This is a genomic window from Agrobacterium sp. (genome assembly GCF_059499945.1).
Window position 1 is genome coordinate 116,619 of record NZ_JCABZP010000011.1, and the last position, 17,359, is coordinate 133,977.

The window sequence follows — 17,359 nt, forward strand, 5'->3', positions numbered from 1 at the left end:
CGGACCAACATCAGATCACCACACACATACCAGCACATTTTTATTATTCGTTACGCCATTCTCCGCCGCCAGCCGTATTTTAAAAGGCTGCACATAGACCTGATACTCTACACCGCCGAACTTTATTCCAGGGCGGAACATTAATTTTTATTACGTTGAAATTATTGAGGAAATTATGAAGACGGCAATCGTGCATGACTGGCTCACCGACAGAGGTGGCGCCGAAAAAGTGCTTCACAACCTTCTTGAGATTTATCCTCACGCGGACCTCTACTGCCTCGTCGATTTCATGAGCGAGCGGGACCGGGGGTTTCTCGGCGGGCGTCCCGTCAACACCTCCTTCATCCAGAAACTGCCCTTCGCCCGAAAAAAATACCGCTCCTATCTGCCACTGATGCCGCTCGCCATCGAACAGTTCGATCTGAGCGGCTATGATCTGGTGATTTCCTCGAGCTACGCGGTCGCCAAGGGCGTCATCACCGGGCCGGGCCAGTTTCACGTCTCCTATATCCATAGCCCCATCCGCTACGCCTGGGACCTGCAGCACCAATATCTCAAGGAAACCAGATTGACGCGCGGCTTCGCCTCATGGATCGCGCGCGCCGTTCTTCACTATATCCGCATGTGGGACATCCGCACCGCCAACGGCGTCGACCTGATGACGGTCAATTCCAAATTCATCCGCAACCGGGTGCGCAAGTGTTATGGCCGCGATTCCACCGTGATCTATCCGCCGGTGGACACGTCCCATCTTTCCCCGTCCGACCTCAAGGGTGACTATTTCGTCACGGCGTCGCGGCTGGTGCCTTACAAGAAGGTGCACCTTATCGTGGAAGCCTTTGCAAAGATGCCGGACAAACGGCTGGTCGTCATCGGCGACGGACCGGACATGAAACGCATCCGCGAAATCGCCGCGCCGAATGTCGAAATCCTCGGTTTCGTCGGCAATGAGGAGCTTCACAAATATATGGCCGAGGCCAAGGCCTTTGTCTTTGCGGCAGAAGACGATTTCGGCATCGTGCCCGTCGAATCCCAGGCGCTCGGCACACCGGTCATCGCCTATGGCAAAGGTGGCGTTCTGGAAACCGTCGTTCCTCTCGGCGCCTCCAACCATCCGACTGGCCTTTATTTCGGTGAGCAGACACCGGAAGCGATCTGCGCCGCCGTACAGGAATTCGTCGACAATTCCGATCGCTTCGACAAGAACGCCTGCATCAACAATGCCGCTCGCTTCTCACGTGAGCGTTTCCTGCGGGAATTTGCGGATACCGTGAATTTCGCGCTGGCTGAGCGGGCATGACGAGCTAATAAAAACATTTATAAAACAATTGATTAGAACTCAATTGAATCAACCGCAAAAGAAACCGCGCAAGCGTGACAAAACTGCACTAGCGCAATGCGGTAATCAAAGAGATTATGGCAGCCGACTGAATATTGAAGCACAACAATACCGACACCATCAGGGGATTAAAACATCGTGCCTCGCCCGAAATTTTTCGGCGCAGTTGAGCGATGATCAACTTGAAGCATCGCCTGAAACTGGGCATATGCCTGATTGGCAGGCGTAAACATCTCGGGACGCGATTCCGCTAAACGGATGTAATACCGGTTTTGATTTTCTTTACCGGTGTCATTTATGAAGTGCTTATTTTTAAAAACTTATACGATGTCCGGATTATTTCTGCTTTTCGGACGGCATTCATTTCGAGGACCAAATGCGTTTATTGAATGTTTCGATTCTGCTTGCCTCCGCAGCACTGGCGGGGTGCACGGTTACAGCGGCCTCAGGGCCCGATGCAGCGTCGATCGAATCTAACGCTTCCGTGAAATTCGCCTCCAAGGACAAGCAGAAAACCGCAGGTGTCGACTATGCGCTGCTCGATATCAACAGCGCCGTTCTCAATTATGTCGGCGATACCACAACCACGACGCTGCTCGGCAGTTTCGGCGGCGGCAAGGGCGGCGTTCCGGCCCTGCCGATGGGTGTCGGCGACGTGGTGCAGGTCGCGATCTTTGAAAGCCAGGCCGGCGGCCTGTTTATCCCGAACGACGCGGGCAGCCGTCCCGGCAACTTCATCAGCCTGCCGAACCAGACGGTGGACCGGGAAGGCAATATCAGCGTTCCCTATGCGGGCAAGATTCGCGCCACCGGCCGCAATGTGGAGGATGTCCAGAGCGAAATCGAGGAACGGCTCGCCAACCGCGCCATCGAGCCGCAGGTTCTCATCACCAAGATTTCCAGCCGCTCCGCGCAGGCCTCCGTGCTGGGTGACGTCAAGGAGCCGACCAAGGTTCAGCTTTCGGAAGCAGGAGATCGCGTTCTCGACGTTATCTCCTATGCAAAGGGCCTTAGCGCCCCGAATATCGAATCCTATGTCACGCTGATCCGCCGCGGCAAGACCGCGCGCGTCAACTACAACCACCTCGTCAGCACGCCGTCCGAAAACATCTATGTGGTTCCGGGCGACACGATCATGGTGGAGCGTGAGCGCCGCACCTATCTCGCCTTCGGCGCTTCGGGCCTGAATGGACGTTTCGAGTTCGAGGACGCCGATCTCAAGCTTTCGGATGCACTCGGCAAAGCGGGCGGGCTGCTCGATTCCCGTGCCGACCCCGCCCAGGTCTATGTCTATCGTATCGTCAAGCGCGATCTTCTCGTGAAGCTCGGCATCAACACGTCCAAGTTCCCCGGACAGGACGTTCCGGTCATCTTCCGCGCCAATCTGCGCGATCCGTCGACCTTCTTCGCCGCCACCAAGTTCCCGATGCAGGATCGCGACATCATCTACGTCACCAATTCGCAGGCCACCGAACTCTACAAGTTCCTGGATCTCGTCGGCTCCGTTCCGGCAACGACGGGCAATGTTGCCGAGGACGTGCTTGCCACGCGCAACGCCATCCGGGCCTTCTGATCGTCGGTTTCTCGCCACTTGTACCAAAGCCGCCCCGGAAACGAGGCGGCTTTTTCTTTGGCCGGAACCGGCGGCGAAGGTGAAGTGATCAAGCATGGGCTTTCGGCACGGACCGAAACCGTCTGCCCCCTGAAAGACAACGCATATAGCGACGGTCATTGTCGCCGCCATTACAAAAGTTTAAGGTGATTTCGCAGCGCATTGGGTGTCTTGTGGGGGAGAGCTGCTCCCAAGGCTTACCGCACATGTTCGGGAAACATGTATCGCTCTCATTACGCGGAATCGTCAGATGAAACGTTTCTGGACCGCCCTCAGCGTTCTTGCCATTGCAGCCGCCGGTACCTGGTATTTTAGGGATCGCTTGCCGCTCGACCAAGTTCCTTACCTTAAACAATTCGCCAGCGTTTCGCAGCAGGCGAACACCGAACCGGCGGCACAATCGGCCCAGAGCGGCCAGCCAGCCCGACAGCAGGGACAAAGACAGGGTGGAGGGCGACGCAATGGCGGGCCACCCACCGTCAGCACCATCGCCGTCAGCAAGGCGACGCTGCCGATGGATGCAACGGCGACGGGCTGGGCGGTTGCGGCCGACATCACCAATATCGCGCCGCTTCAGGCCGGCCTCGTTACCGAAATCGAGGCGAAGGATGGCCAGCACATCGAGGCAGGCGATCTGATCCTCAAGATGGACGATCGCATCGCCCGCGCCGCCGTCGACAAGGACAAAGCCAATATCGCAGCTGATCAGGCAACGCTTGAGCAGACGGAGGCAGCCTTCCAGCGCGCCGCCAATCTGGTCAAGCAAAGCGCGGAATCGCAACAGGTGCTGGATCAGGCCAGGGCAGCGCGCGACAGCGCCAGCGCCAAGATCGATGCCGACAAGGCAACGCTCGCCTCAGATCAGGTGACGCTCGAGCATATGGAAATCCGCGCGCCTTTCGACGGACGGCTCGGCGACATCACTGTCAGCCCCGGCGCCTATCTCAGCGCAGGCGTCAATATCGTGACAATCACCAAATACGATCCGATCTCGGTCAGTTTCCGGCTTTCGCAACGCTATCTGCCGCAACTGCGTGAAGGCGTGACAAAAGACACCGCTGTTGATGTCGATCCGGCGGCAACGGGTGGCGAGCCGATGAGCGGTGTGCTGCGGTTCTACGACAATACGGTGGACCAGACCTCCGGCACCGTGCTGGCCAAGGCGGAATTCAAGAATGATCGCGGTCTTTTATGGCCCGGCCAGTCCGTCAACGTCACGGCTCATTTTGTTTCGGATGAGGAGATGATCGTCGTGCCGACGGTCGCCGTGCGGCCCGGTCCGAAGGGCAATTTCGTCTATACCGTCGATAGCGACCATCATGCCCATATGACGCCGGTGGAAGTCGCCCGTTCGAATGGCGATCTCACGGCCATCGCGAGCGGCCTGAACGGCGGTGAGCATATAATCGTCGAGGGCCAATCGGAACTTGCCGATGGCCAGCTCGTCGTCGAGCAATTTTCCGACAAGGGCGGCGCGGCCGGTAATCTGGCCGCCAATATTCCGCAGGAAAAGGTTGGCGGCCAATGATCCCGAATTTCTGCATCAACCGGCCCGTTGCCACCACGCTTCTTGCCATAGGCCTGATACTGGCAGGGCTCGCCGGCTTCCGCCTGCTGCCCGTTGCCGCCCTGCCGAAAGTGGACTTTCCGACGATCAATGTCTCGTCATCGCTGTCAGGCGCTTCGCCGCAAACCATGGCCACCTCGGTCACCACGCCGCTGGTGAAGCAGTTCGAAACCATTCCCGGCGTCAGCGAAATCAGCGCCACCAACACGCTCGGCAACAGCTCGATCGTGCTGCAGTTTGATCTCAACCGCGATATCGATGCTGCGGCCGCCGATGTGCAGGCGGCAATCTCGCGCGCGCAGCGGCAGTTGCCGAGCAACATGACGACGACGCCGAGCTATCGCAAAACCAACCCGGCCGATGCGCCGCTGCTGCTGCTCGCTGTCAACAGCAAGGAAATGCCCACCAGCAAAGTGGACGAAATCGCCGAAAACATCATCTCGCCACTTCTTTCCACCATTTCGGGCGTCGCGCAGGTCAGTATTTATGGCTCTCAGACCTACGCCGTGCGCATCGGCCTTGATCCGACGCAGCTTCAGGCAAGAGGCCTCGGTGTCGACACCGTCACCACGGCCATCGCTCAAGCCAACAATCAGGTGCCTGTCGGCGCCCTGCAAAACGAAAATCAACGCCTGACGATCGAGGCGGACACGCAACGCACCAATGCCGAGGCGTTCCGCTCGCTGGTCGTTTCAACGACCAACGGCGCAAGGATTCACCTCGGTGATATCGCCAATGTCACCGACAGCATCGACAACACCAATGCCGGCAGCTGGTTCGATGGCGAACAGGCCATCATTCTCGCCGTGCAGCGTCAACCGGATGCCAATACAGTCGAGGTTGTTGACGCGATCAAGGCCAAGCTTCCGGCGCTTCACCAGCAATTACCGCCTTCAGTCAATATCAACGTCATGAATGATGCCTCGACTGCGATCAAGGACGCAATCTCGGACGTGCAGTTCACGCTGTTCCTCACCATCGGGCTGGTGGTGGCTGTCATTTATCTCTTCACCGGACACCTGACGGCAACCATCATTCCGGGGCTTGCCGTGCCTCTGTCGCTCATCACCGCCTTCGGCATGATGTATGTCCTGGGTTACAGCATCGACAATATTTCACTGCTCGGACTAACCCTGTCCGTGGGGCTGGTGGTGGACGATGCCATCGTCATGCTGGAAAACATCCTGCGCCTGCATGAAAAAGGCCTGCCCATGCGGGAAGCCGCCCTTCAGGGCGCGGCAGAGGTCAGCAGCACCATTCTGTCCATGTCCATCTCGCTGGTTGCCGTCTTCATTCCCATCTTGTTGATGGGCGGCGTCATCGGCAGGCTCTTTAACGAGTTCGGCATGGTCGTCACGCTGGCGATCATGGCCTCGGCACTGGTGTCGCTGACGGTGACGCCGATGCTCGCTTCACGCCTCTCCGGCCATTCCTCCAGACCACCGGCGATCATCCGCTGGTTCGATGCGGGTTTCGAACGTACGCTACGCGCCTATGGTCGCGCCGTCGGCTGGTGCCTTTCCCATCGCCGCATCGTTTTGGCGTCATTTCTCGCCTCGGTCGCGGCATCGCTTTATCTCTTCGAAACCCTGCCCTCCAGCTTCTTCCCCCAGGAAGATATTGGCCGTCTTTCGGTCTCGACACAGGCGCGTGAGGATATTTCCTACACGGCGATGCGTGACCTGCAGGCTCAGGTCGCCGATCAGATCCGCAAGAATCCGGCCGTGGTGCACGTCACCTCCATTGTGGGCGGCAATTCCCGTAACCCGCTGAACAACGGCTCGATGTTCGTGGAACTGAAGCCGAAGGAAGAGCGTGCGCCGCTGAGCCAGGTGCTCACGGAACTTGGGCAGGCCACATCGAAAGTGGCGGGCATCCGCACCTATATCAATCCGCAGCAGAGCCTGCGTTTCGGCGGGCGCAGCTCCGCCAGCCAATACCAGCTCGTCGTTCAGGGCCTGAATGCCGACACGACCAATGAATGGTCGAACAAGCTGATGGAGGCGATGCGCCGCGATCACACCTTCACGTCAGTTACCTCGGATGCCCAGAATGGAGCGATCGCCGCAACGATTTCCGTCGATCCGGAAAAGGCGGCCGCCTTCGGCATCACCAATGACCAGCTGCGCAAGACGCTGGAAATGTCTTTTGGCGGTTATACGGCGGCGCAGATCCAGTCCACCGGCGACAGCTACGACGTTATCGTGGAATTCGACAGCTCCAAACCGTGGAACGATGATTTCCTCAGCGATATCAACATTCTCTCCGCAAAATCGGGCGTTCTGGTTCCGCTTTCAAACTTCGCCACCCTCACCCGCACACAGGCGCCTGTGACCATCAACCAGACGGGCCAGCTCGTCTCCACGACGATTTCCTTCAACCTGCCTGACGGCGTGGCGCTTTCCGATGCCACAAGCCGGATCGATCAGATCAAGAGCACGATAGGCCTGCCGCAGGATGTCTTCACCAGCTATGGCGGCACGGCGGCGATCTTCCAGCAGAGCCAGGGCAATACCGGCATTCTCATTCTGGCGGCGGTGCTGACCATCTATGTGGTTCTCGGCGTGCTCTACGAAAGCTTCATCCACCCGCTGACCATCCTCTCCGGCCTGCCGGCGGCGGCCTTCGGCGCGCTGGTGGCGCTGAAGGTGATGGGCATGGATTTCTCGATCATCGCGCTGATCGGCCTGCTGATGCTGATCGGCATCGTCAAGAAAAACGCGATCATGATGATCGACGTGGCGGTGGAATTGATGCGCGAAAAGGCCGAACCACCGGCTACAGCCATTCACGAAGCCTGCGTGCGCCGGTTCCGACCGATCATGATGACGACCTTCTGCGCACTCCTTGGGGCGCTCCCCATTGCGCTCGGCTCGGGCGCGAGTTCGGAACTGCGCCAGCCGCTCGGTATCGCCGTGGTCGGCGGCCTCATCGTCTCGCAATTGCTGACGCTGTTCATCACGCCTGTCATCTTCGTGGAAATGGACAGGTTTGGCCACTTCCTCACCGGTCTATTTTCCCGCAAAAAATCAGCCGAGAAACATGCTGAACAGCAAAAGCCGGAAGGCGCCGCAGAGCCCGATTCCGTCGCGGCTTAATACAGGCTTCCGAGGCGCTTCAACGCCTCGGAAAAACCTGCCGACTGCAGCTGGAATGAGACGGTTCTTCCCTGCAGGTCCGGGGCTTCGATCGTCAGCGTCTTGCCTGTTTCCAGAGCCGAGACAAGTTCGACGAAGGGCGTGAAAGACACGACACAGCCGACAGGAAGGCAGGTGCTCACCTGCACTTCCTGCAGCCGCACATTGCCGGATTCTATCGAAAAGAGCTTGGTGACAGCCAGACCGAACGGCATGACGATGGTGCCTGAAAGCTGTCCCGGCGTTTTGGAATCATCAAGCCGGAATTCGACCGAGACGACAAGTTTGCGGGTTTTTTCCTCAAGCTGCACCTGCGCAATGGCGCAGAGCGGTTTGGCCGGCGCCGTCTCCGTGGTGTTCGGATCGGCGGGATCTTTTTTCACTGGTGCCGCACAGGCAAGTTGCCAGCTTCCATGAATTTCATGCAGCGGTACGGCCGGGTTCGCGGCTTCCTGCGCACCGGCGTCACCCGCCATGGCCCCGGCGAAGACGGCAACAGCAAGCGCCGCATTCCGCGACTTGTGTGGTCTGAACGACATCAGAAACGGACTCCCAGTTCGGCCGAAGCGGATTGATCCAGCACTCCTGCCCCAAAGACCGCGCCATAACGGAATGTCAAAGTGGCGGAAGGAGCGAGATCGTAGCTGAGCCCCAGGTTAAGCAGCGCAGCATCCTGCGTCATCGCTGTTCCTGCGACGGAAAATCCATCGCCGCCGGTATAAAACAATGTGCTCACCACTGATGGGTCACCATAGGCGTGCCGCCACCCGATATCGAACGTCGCCTGCCCGGACATGTCGTCCAACGAAATATCCTGACGCAAACGCGCACCAAGCGTCGTGTATAGCTGATCATGACTGGCCGAACCGGACGATACTGCGGCAACACCGCCCCTCTCGCCAAAGGCCTCCGTCTCCAGGTTCACATAGCTGACATTGGCATAGGGCTCGATGACGGTGCGATCGAGGTCGAAACGCCAGGCGGCCTCGGCAAAGGCCTGCGTTGTGGATGCACCATAGCTGGCCGTGAGATTTTCCTGCAATGTTGAAAAGGAAAGCGCGCGGCGCGTGTCGATATCCTGAAAGGCATGGGTCGCGCCAAGACGCAGCGATACCGGACCGTTCGTCAGACCCGCATAAGCTGCCACATAATAGCTATCCACATCCGCCGATGCCGACTTCTGGCTTATGCTGTCGTGACCGTAACCCGCGGCCACACCAGCCCGCACGCCGTCATCCAAATCTCCATCCAGACCGATAAGGACGCCCTTACCTTTGATATCAACCGTTGCGCCATTTCTATCGCCGTCGACACGGCCGCGCGATCCGAATCCATTGGACCAGAACGTAAGAGAACCCTCGTCCACACGCTGCGTTCCGCTCCCGCCCGTCGCATTGCCGGCGGGCATGATCGCGCGCGCATCCACGCCGTCGAAGGCGCTGCGCAACCTCTCGAGAATGACAGCCCGCGTCAGCTGGCTGCGATTTATCAATGCCATGGCCAGTGACGGATGCAGCTCGCCGGCAAGCTGCGAAAAGGCGGATTGGGTTTCATTTTGCCCCAGAAACAATGCCGCCTGATAAAGCGCCGGATCTTCCCGTGCCGCCTCAACGGCATTCGCGGCGTTTTGGGCATTCTCCGAGGATGTCTCAGAGGCAAGCAGCCCGGAATCCGGCGATGCACGGTTAAAGGAGAGATATGCGGTGCCGTTATCCGTGCTCTTTGTGACGCTCACAACCAAATAAGCGAATTTCTCGTCCACGCCGGAAAAGGTGCCGGCAATACCGCCCATTGCCGTCAGGATCGGATATTGCGTGCCGAGACTATAGGCTGAATGACTTGCAAGCGGCGTGACAACGAGTTTGACGTTGTTATCGATAGTGACAGCACCGGCGACGGCAATCCTGTCGGAATTGCCGGACGCGTCGATTTCAACCGTATAGGTCGAGCCACTGAAGAATCGCACATCGCCGGTCGAGGTCAGGGTGCCGATCGAATTGCCGGGCGACAGCGTGCCCCCGGAAGCGACAGTCAGCCCGCCGATGGTGCCGGAACCACCAAGCGTCGCGCCGCTGCGGACGGAAACGGCGCTCGCCAGCGAGCCGTTGACGCTGAGCTTGCCCGATGAAACCTCGGTTGCGCCTGAATATGTGCTGTTGCCGGTCACAACCAGATTGCCGTCGCCAGTCTTTTCAAAGGTGCCGGTGCCGCTGACGACATTTGAAAACGTGCCTGCCCCGTCCACAACGAGCTGCGCATCGTTGACGATCTGGCCCGAGCCGAAGCTTCTTGCCGCTCCAGTCAGCGTGCCGGCCGAAATCGTTGTTATACCGGAATAGCTGTTGTTGCCGGCAAGAACGAGATTTCCGCTACCCGTCTTTTCGACAGTACCGGAACCGGTGAGACTATTTGAAAGCGTGCCGGCCCCATCCACGACGAGTTGCCCATTGTTGGCGATCTGGCCAGAACCAAAACTCGTCGCCGTGCCTTTCAAAGTACCGGCAGATATGGTGGTGCCGCCGGAGTAGCTGTTATGGCCTGCGAGTGTGGTGACACCATTCTCCGCGACAACACGTCCGGTCCCAGAAATATTCGCGGAGAGGCTATAATCAGCTTCCGAATGATTGAAAACGATACTGCCGTTGCCGGCGCCGAAAACGATTCCCGCAGCGTCAACCTCACCCGCCGCTCGCGCCGTCAATCCCGCGCGGGCGCCTATGTTCAAGACGCCGGTGGAACCTGCCGCCGCCGCGATGACAATAGTGTGGGCCGCAAGAGCGCCGCCGCCAGTCACCTCGACTGAACCGTTGCCGCCTCCACCGATCACGAGAGCATCGTGGACCTCAACCTGCGAGCCAATACCACCAACATGCAGGAAGCCGTTTGATCCAGCCTGCGTGCCAACAAACAGGCGATTTGTGCCGAGAGAACCGGCATCGGTCACCGTTAAATTCCCACCGCCGCGCCACCCGACATAGGTTGAACCGGAATTGACGAGATTGCTGTCAACGGAGACGGTAACGATCGAACCCGCTCCGATAACGCTCAGCTTGCCGGAAGAGCCGCCAAGCTCGCCGATCGAAAGCTCCTTCGCCCGGATTTCGCCGCCGGTCGTGACGGAAACCTCTCCCGTGGTAGCGTTCTCATATCCGACGATCAGCGTCTTTGCGAGCGTCAGGGTCGAGCCGCCGCCACTGATGTTCACCGCGGCAATCATCGATTTTGTGCCGACAATTGCGCTGTCGCTTGTTACCGTGCCGCCGGTATCGACATGCAGCGAAGCGTCGCCTTCCCAACCCACATCGAGATCACCGGCGTTGTTGAAGGTGCTTCCAGACCCGGAAACCGTGATAGAGCCATCACTCCCCTCTTTTGCCCCGACAACCGTGTTGACGGAATCGACATGACCGCCGGCTTTAACGCTCAGGGAACCAGAGCCGGAAAGGCCGACAGAAAGACCATCGTCTCCGATCGTCCAGGCAGAATCCGCGCCTTCAACAGTGGCAGACCCCCTGGCGCCCGAGACAGCGCCAAGTTGAACCGAAGCACTGTTGATCGCAGCGCCCGCCATTACATCAACTGCACCATCACCGATGGCGCCGCCAGGATCGTTCTCATCACCGCCAATACTCAGATTGCCCGTGATCCACCGGGAATCGCTGCCCGTGACGGTGGCCCGACCGACCGAATGCCGGCCGATCACGACAGCGCCACTGATAACCTCTGCCGCCGTCCCGATAAACATACTTGCCGAGCTTTCATTGCCAACAATCAAGGGGCCGGAGGTTTCCAGAATGGAACCACGGCCGTTGACGGTCAGCGAACCTCCGCTCGATGTCGCGAGATTGCCGATGATGGTGGTCGCAAGACTTTTGACAACACCACCGCTGGAGATCGTCAGAAGCCCGTTGCCGCCATGGCCAATCACCATGTCCTGCGACACGGTAAGGCTGCTCCCGTTCCCCTCGACGGAGACGGTGCCTACGGAATCCATACCATCTGCGATCGCAAATCCGCCGGTCCTGAACGTGCTTGCGCCCAGAATCTGCAATTGATCAAAGTCATCATCCGCCGCGACACCGACAAAAGTGGTGCCGGTATTATCGAAACTCGATAGATTGTCGAGAGTGAGCCAACCATGGCCCGAACCGCCACCCAGGTAGAAATTCCCACCGGAGACCGCCCTGCTGCCGGTGAGGGAGACTTCCCCAATGCCTACGCCGCCAATAAATATGTCATGTTTGTTCGACCAATCGCCGCCGGAAAAATTTAACGTGCCCGCGACCAAATCCTTGTTGCCGAGTTTTGTATTGGAAGTCTTAAGGCCGCCCTCCACTGACAGCGACCCATCCAGAGTAATGCCAATGCCGAGTTCATCGATTTCTGCGACACGCCCGGCGGCTATTGTCGGGCCTTGAGCGTCAATGGCGGCGAGGTCGTTCGCTCCCGGCACACGCGTGTACCCAAACCAGCTACTTGGCGAGAACCAGTCATCCGAGGAAGAGCCAACCCAGGCGATGGATTCTGCAAATGCAGCAGGCGCGATGGCGGAGGACAACGCCAGCGCAAGGAGGCTCGTTGATGCCCGCAAGAAGAACTGCCGGACGGGCCTAAAACCTGAACCGGCCTTCGACGCCTCTTCCCGCCAGAAACCACCGGTCATCAATTTTTCCTCATCGGCGCATCATTTCGCCTGTTAGGTCCGGCGAATCATCTCTTGCAGCCACTTAACCCGGTTTAAGAGATCAGCGTCAGTATAAAAAGCGAAGAATGCTATTTTACTTCGCAAAAAAGGAGCGCGACCAGCGCGCTCCTTAGAAAAGTGGAGTGTTTCCATAATAACGGCATCACTGATACCGAAGTTTCCGGAATGACCGAAGGTTCCGTTATTGCCGGGCGAAGCGACCGAAGGTGCCGCCCGAAAAACACAGCGGATCGCCATCACGATGCGCGGCGCGCAGCACCTCACCGACGATGATGGTGTGGTCGCCCGCATCATGGGCCGCCGCCTGCCGGCACTCGAAACGGGCAAGCGTTCCAGGGATGACCGGCACGCCTTCGTCGTTCAATTCCCAATCCAGATCGTCGAAGGCACGGCCGTTGCGGGTAAAGCGGGCGCTCAGCACGTCCTGATCCGCGCTCAGAACGTGGATGGCAAAATGGGTCGCACCGCTGAAGGCCTGATAACGGGATGAGCTTTTGGCCGGTGACCAGAGCACCAGCGGCGGATCAAGCGACACGGACGCAAAGCTGTTGACTGTCATGCCGATCGGGCCTTCCGGCGTGGTGGCGGTCACGACAGTCACGCCTGTCGTGAAAGCGCCGAGCGCATTGCGAAAGCTGCGGCTGTTTTCGCCGCCGGGAACGAATACATGCTCATTGGGCATCTTGATCGCCTCTGCCACTGTCATCACGGCACCTCTTTTCCAATCGCAAGGGTGTAGAGTTCGAACCAGGTCTGGCGGTCCATCGTCGCGCGGAGCGCATCGGCCGCGGTTCTGATACGCTCGATATTATTGGTGCCGAGCACCGGCACGATCTTCGCCGGATGACGCAGCAGCCAGGCGATCGCGACAGCCGTCGCATCAACGCCCTGTTCCTTGCCGATGCGCTGCAGGGCAGCCATGGTGCCACCATGAGCACCCGAAAACAGCGAACCGCCGCCAAGCGGCGACCATGCCATCGGAGAAACGCGCTTTTCCTGCAGGAAGGCGAGATCGCCGTTGGTGAAGCAATCCGTCGCAAGGAGGCTCATCTCGATCTGGTTGGTCACCAGCCTGTTGCTCATGGCCGATTGCAGCAGGGAAAAGTCCCAAGGGCGGAAGTTGGAGACGCCGACGGCCTTGGCCTTGCCCGACGCCACCAGCGCATCGAGCGCCTTGCCGGTTTCTTCCGCGTCGATCAGCGGATCCGGGCGATGAATGAGAAGGAGGTCGACATGATCCGTTCCCATGTCGCGAAGCGATGCCTCGACCGAAGCGTTGATGTGGCCGGCCGTCGTATCGTAATGCTTGACGCGCGCGGCTGAGTGACGCCCGGCCGGCGCGACGATGCCGCATTTGGTGACGATTTCGATCTTGTCACGCAGACCCGGTGCAGCCTTCAGGCCGGCGCCGAGAATGGCTTCCGCCGTGTATCCGCCGTAAATATCGGCCTGATCCATGGTGGTGATGCCCTGCGCGAGGCAGGCCTCGATCTTCGCCTGTACATGGGCCGGTGAAGTGTCGGCGTCGTCACCGATGCGCCACATGCCGTAGACGATGCGGCTGAGTTCGAGTTTGTCGGAAAGAGCAATGCGTTCCATCAGTGGCGTTCCCCGTTGCCGAGCGGCGTGGTCGGCGTTTCAGAAGGCACCCGGCCGTAGGCATGCGGCAGGGAGCAGGTTTTCATCTGCGGCAGAACCTTGGTGCCGAAATGTTCCGCCTCGTCAAGATGCGGATAACCGGAAAGGATGAAGGCACGGATACCCATCTTCTGGTAGTCCTCCAGCGCCGAAAGAACCTGATCCGTCGAACCGACCAGCGCCGCGCCGCAGCCGGAGCGCGCCCGGCCGATGCCGGTCCACAGATTGGGTTCGACATAACCGAACTTGTCGGCGAGTTCGCGGGCTCGTGCCTGATGCGACACGCCGAGCGAACCGCTGTCATGAGCGCGGTTGCGGATCAGCTGGCCATACTCATCATCCAGCTTCGAGACCAGATGTTCGGCATATTCGCGGGCTTCCTGCTCGGTATCGCGCACGACCATATGGACACGCAGGCCATAATCCAGCGTGCGTCCATGGGCGGCGGCGCGCTCATTGGCGGCGCGCATGCGGTCTGCCAGTTGATCCTTCGTCTCGGGCCACATCAGATAGACGTCACATTGTGCGCCGCAGAGTTCCAGCGCATCGGGAGAGTAACCACCGAAATAGAGAAGCGGGCCGCCATTTTGCTGGTAGGGTCTTGCCGGTTCGGTCGACACACCCTTGAACTGGTAGATCTCGCCGTCATGATCGATGGTGTCGCGGGTCCAGGCCTGACGCAGAATCTCAACGACCTCGTGGCTGCGCTTGTAACGGAAGGCGCTGTCGGCCACTTCGCCGGGGAAATCGGAGCTGATGACGTTGAGCGTCAGGCGGCCCTTCAGCATGTGATCGAGCGTGGCAACCGTGCGCGCCAGCATGATCGGCTGCATCTCGCCGCAGCGGATCGCCGCAAGGAAATTGATGCGGTCGCTGATCGGCGCACAGCCGGCGACGAAGCTCAGCGTATCCTGCCCGACCTGATAGGACGAAGGGCAGAGAATGTTGCGAAAGCCGAGTTCTTCGGCTTTTTTGACGATATCGGAGCAATGCTCGAAGCTGGAGCGCAGGCTGCCGTCAGGCACGCCGAGATAGGCGTAGTCATCGGAACACAAAGCGGAAAACCAGGAGACCTCGGCAGCATCGAGATCAGCGGATGTAACGGGTACGACGGTCATGCAATTCCTCCTCAAGGCCGCTCTCGTTTTTCTTGCATAACATCAAGAAATATGTAAATCAATGATGTATCAATTTTTGTTTCGGGGGAGGAAACGGCATATGAAACACACTGGCGGCAGCCTGCCCATGTATATGCAGATCGCCGAAATGCTGGTGCGCGAGGTGGCGGCGGGCCGGTTGATCGACGGCGAGAAGCTGGCGCCGGAGCGCGATATGGCGGCCGATCTCGGTATCGCCGTCGGCACGCTGCGCAAGGCGCTTGCTGAACTGCAGGAGCGCGGCCTTCTGGAGCGCGTGCAGGGTTCCGGCAATTACATCCGCGCCGTCAGTGATCCGCAAAGCGTCTATGCCTTCTTCCGCCTCGAACTGATCGAAGGCGGCGGCCTGCCGACGGCGGAGGTTCTGGATGTGGCGCGCCTTGCCAAGCCCGCTGACCTGCCCGCTTTCGGCACATCGGCGGAAGGGCACAGGATCCGCCGCCTGCGGCGCATCGCCGGCAAACCCGCAGCCATCGAGGAGATCTGGCTTGATGGTTCTTACGTCGACACAATCGCCATCGAGAACATGTCGGAATCCCTCTACCTCTATTACCGCACCCGCCTCAACCTCTGGATATCGAAGGCGGAGGATCGCATCGATCTCGGCGACCTGCCCGAATGGGCGCCCGAGGTTTTCGGCCAGAAAGCCGGCGTTTCGGTGCCGCGGGTTCTGCGCCTCAGCCAGGCGCAGGATGGCGCCGTGGCCGAAGTTTCATGGACCTGGTTCGACCATACCGTCGCACGATACGTTTCACGCATACGTTGAGATTGCACAAATTTCGCGTGATCCACATGGATGAAAGAATTTGACGAGAGGCAAGCAAGCAGCAGCCTGCCGTCGGGCTGATTTTGCAGTTATATTTCTTTTAATCAATGAGTTAATAGTTTTTGATTTCTGTCAGAAATAAAATTGATACACTATTGATTTCCTTTTTATGAAAGGTAATATCACGACCTCAGGGAGACAGGCGTTTCGCCATCCCACGATATCGCCAGACAATCGGGATCGATTTTCGAAGATGCGATGCGTGGAATTTGAAGGTTGATACCGGCTATTGCGTCCATTCAAATTCTGGACGCGCCGGTCGTGAGGAGGAAAATATGGCTTCGGTCAGCCTGCGCAAGCTGGACAAGAGTTACGGTGCGCTTCGCATCGTCAAGGGCATCGACCTTGAAATCAACGATGGAGAATTCGTGGTGTTCGTCGGCCCTTCCGGCTGCGGCAAATCCACGACGCTGCGCATGGTCGCGGGGCTGGAAAGCATTACAGACGGCGAGGTGAGGATCGGCGACCGTGTCGTCAACCGGCTCCCGCCGCGCGAACGCGACATCGCCATGGTGTTTCAGGACTATGCGCTTTATCCGCACAAGACGGTGCGCGAAAACATGGGTTTCAGCCTGAAGGTGCGCGGTGTCAGCGCATCGCAGGCCAATGCCAGCATTGACGAGGCGGCGAGGATGCTCGGCATCGAGCACCTTCTCGACCGGCGACCCGGCCAGCTCTCGGGCGGCCAGCGCCAGCGTGTGGCCATGGGCCGCGCCATCGTGCGCCGTCCGCAGGTCTTCCTGTTCGACGAGCCGCTTTCCAATCTGGATGCCAAGCTGCGCGGACAGGTGCGCACGGAAATCAAGCGTCTGCACCAGCAGCTCGGCACCACCATCATTTACGTCACCCACGACCAGGTGGAGGCCATGACGCTGGCGGACCGCATCGTCATCCTTCGCGGCGGCGATATCGAGCAGGTCGGCACACCTGACGAGGTCTATAACCGGCCGGAAAGCGTCTTCGTGGGCGGTTTCGTTGGCGCCCCGGCGATGAATTTCGCCCGCGCAAAGGTGAGCGGCGACCGGCTGGCATTTTCCGATGGCAATTCCCTGCCGATGGCCGCCATCCGGCCATCCCGCGAAACGGGCCTCGACGGGCGTGAAGTCATCGTCGGCATTCGCCCGGAACATTTCGGCCCCGTCGAGGGCTTCGACACGCAGCTTGCGGTCAAGGTGCAGGTTGTGGAACCGCTGGGCTCGGACACGCTCGTCCATTTCAGCCTTGGCGATGCGGCGCTGACCGCACGCATGCCGCCGCAGCTTCGGCCGACGCCGAACGAGGAACTGCGGATCGGCGTCGATCCATCCAAGGTCCATCTTTTCGACGCGGCAACGGAACGCTCTATCCACTGATCGCCCGGCGAAAAATGCTGCGGCCA

The 17,359-nt window shown here is 59.1% G+C and carries 11 protein-coding genes; 6 read left to right on the plus strand and 5 right to left on the minus strand.

From position 1 onward, the window contains the following. Positions 1-175: 175 nt before the first annotated feature. The 4 genes from AC5I5B_RS09575 to AC5I5B_RS09590 all read left to right on the plus strand — a co-directional run bounded on the left by AC5I5B_RS09575 (position 176) and on the right by AC5I5B_RS09590 (position 7,616). Positions 176-1,300 (plus strand): glycosyltransferase family 4 protein, encoded by a 1,125-nt coding sequence (locus AC5I5B_RS09575; RefSeq protein WP_003506450.1) that lies wholly within the window; start codon positions 176-178, stop codon positions 1,298-1,300. A 415-nt stretch (positions 1,301-1,715) separates the two neighbouring features. Beyond that, positions 1,716-2,912 carry a polysaccharide biosynthesis/export family protein gene (locus AC5I5B_RS09580; protein ID WP_020011828.1) on the plus strand — a complete coding sequence of 399 codons (1,197 nt, stop codon included), beginning with the start codon at positions 1,716-1,718 and terminating at the stop codon, positions 2,910-2,912. 289 nt (positions 2,913-3,201) lie between these two features. Then, the gene (locus AC5I5B_RS09585; RefSeq protein ID WP_112356375.1) at positions 3,202-4,479 is read left to right on the plus strand and encodes an efflux RND transporter periplasmic adaptor subunit; all 1,278 of its coding nucleotides are present in this window, start codon (positions 3,202-3,204) and stop codon (positions 4,477-4,479) included. Beyond that, positions 4,476-7,616 (plus strand): efflux RND transporter permease subunit, encoded by a 3,141-nt coding sequence (locus AC5I5B_RS09590; protein WP_112958625.1) that lies wholly within the window; start codon positions 4,476-4,478, stop codon positions 7,614-7,616. The genes AC5I5B_RS09585 and AC5I5B_RS09590 overlap by 4 nt, the downstream gene beginning before the upstream one ends. Here AC5I5B_RS09590 and AC5I5B_RS09595 read toward each other — a convergent pair. From AC5I5B_RS09595 to AC5I5B_RS09615, 5 genes are all read right to left on the minus strand, one after another. Further along, positions 7,613-8,194, minus strand: a complete 582-nt coding sequence (locus tag AC5I5B_RS09595; RefSeq protein WP_495752617.1) for an invasion associated locus B family protein — start codon at positions 8,192-8,194, stop codon at positions 7,613-7,615. The two genes, AC5I5B_RS09590 and AC5I5B_RS09595, sit on opposite strands and share 4 nt — an antisense overlap. After that, on the minus strand, positions 8,194-12,318 hold the full coding sequence (locus AC5I5B_RS09600; RefSeq protein ID WP_236775467.1) for an autotransporter domain-containing protein: 4,125 nt from the start codon (positions 12,316-12,318) through the stop codon (positions 8,194-8,196). Before AC5I5B_RS09600 ends, AC5I5B_RS09595 begins: the two co-directional genes overlap by 1 nt. A gap of 223 nt (positions 12,319-12,541) precedes the next feature. Then, positions 12,542-13,066, minus strand: coding sequence for an NADH-dependent FMN reductase SmoA (gene smoA / locus AC5I5B_RS09605; protein ID WP_003506438.1), 525 nt, complete (start codon positions 13,064-13,066; stop codon positions 12,542-12,544). After that, entirely contained in the window at positions 13,066-13,959 is an 894-nt protein-coding gene (locus AC5I5B_RS09610) for an aldo/keto reductase (RefSeq protein ID WP_112958623.1), read from the minus strand. Before AC5I5B_RS09610 ends, smoA begins: the two co-directional genes overlap by 1 nt. Continuing rightward, positions 13,959-15,116: an LLM class flavin-dependent oxidoreductase gene (locus AC5I5B_RS09615; RefSeq protein ID WP_080864905.1), complete on the minus strand. Its 1,158-nt coding sequence runs from the start codon at positions 15,114-15,116 to the stop codon at positions 13,959-13,961. Before AC5I5B_RS09615 ends, AC5I5B_RS09610 begins: the two co-directional genes overlap by 1 nt. Positions 15,117-15,216: 100 nt before the next feature. Here AC5I5B_RS09615 and AC5I5B_RS09620 point away from each other — a divergent pair, with 100 nt between their 5' ends. Beyond that, on the plus strand, positions 15,217-15,921 hold the full coding sequence (locus AC5I5B_RS09620) for a GntR family transcriptional regulator (RefSeq protein ID WP_099087158.1): 705 nt from the start codon (positions 15,217-15,219) through the stop codon (positions 15,919-15,921). A gap of 335 nt (positions 15,922-16,256) precedes the next feature. Then, a complete protein-coding gene (locus AC5I5B_RS09625; protein WP_080866814.1) occupies positions 16,257-17,333 on the plus strand; it encodes an ABC transporter ATP-binding protein in 1,077 nt (358 codons plus the stop codon). Positions 17,334-17,359: the final 26 nt, after the last annotated feature.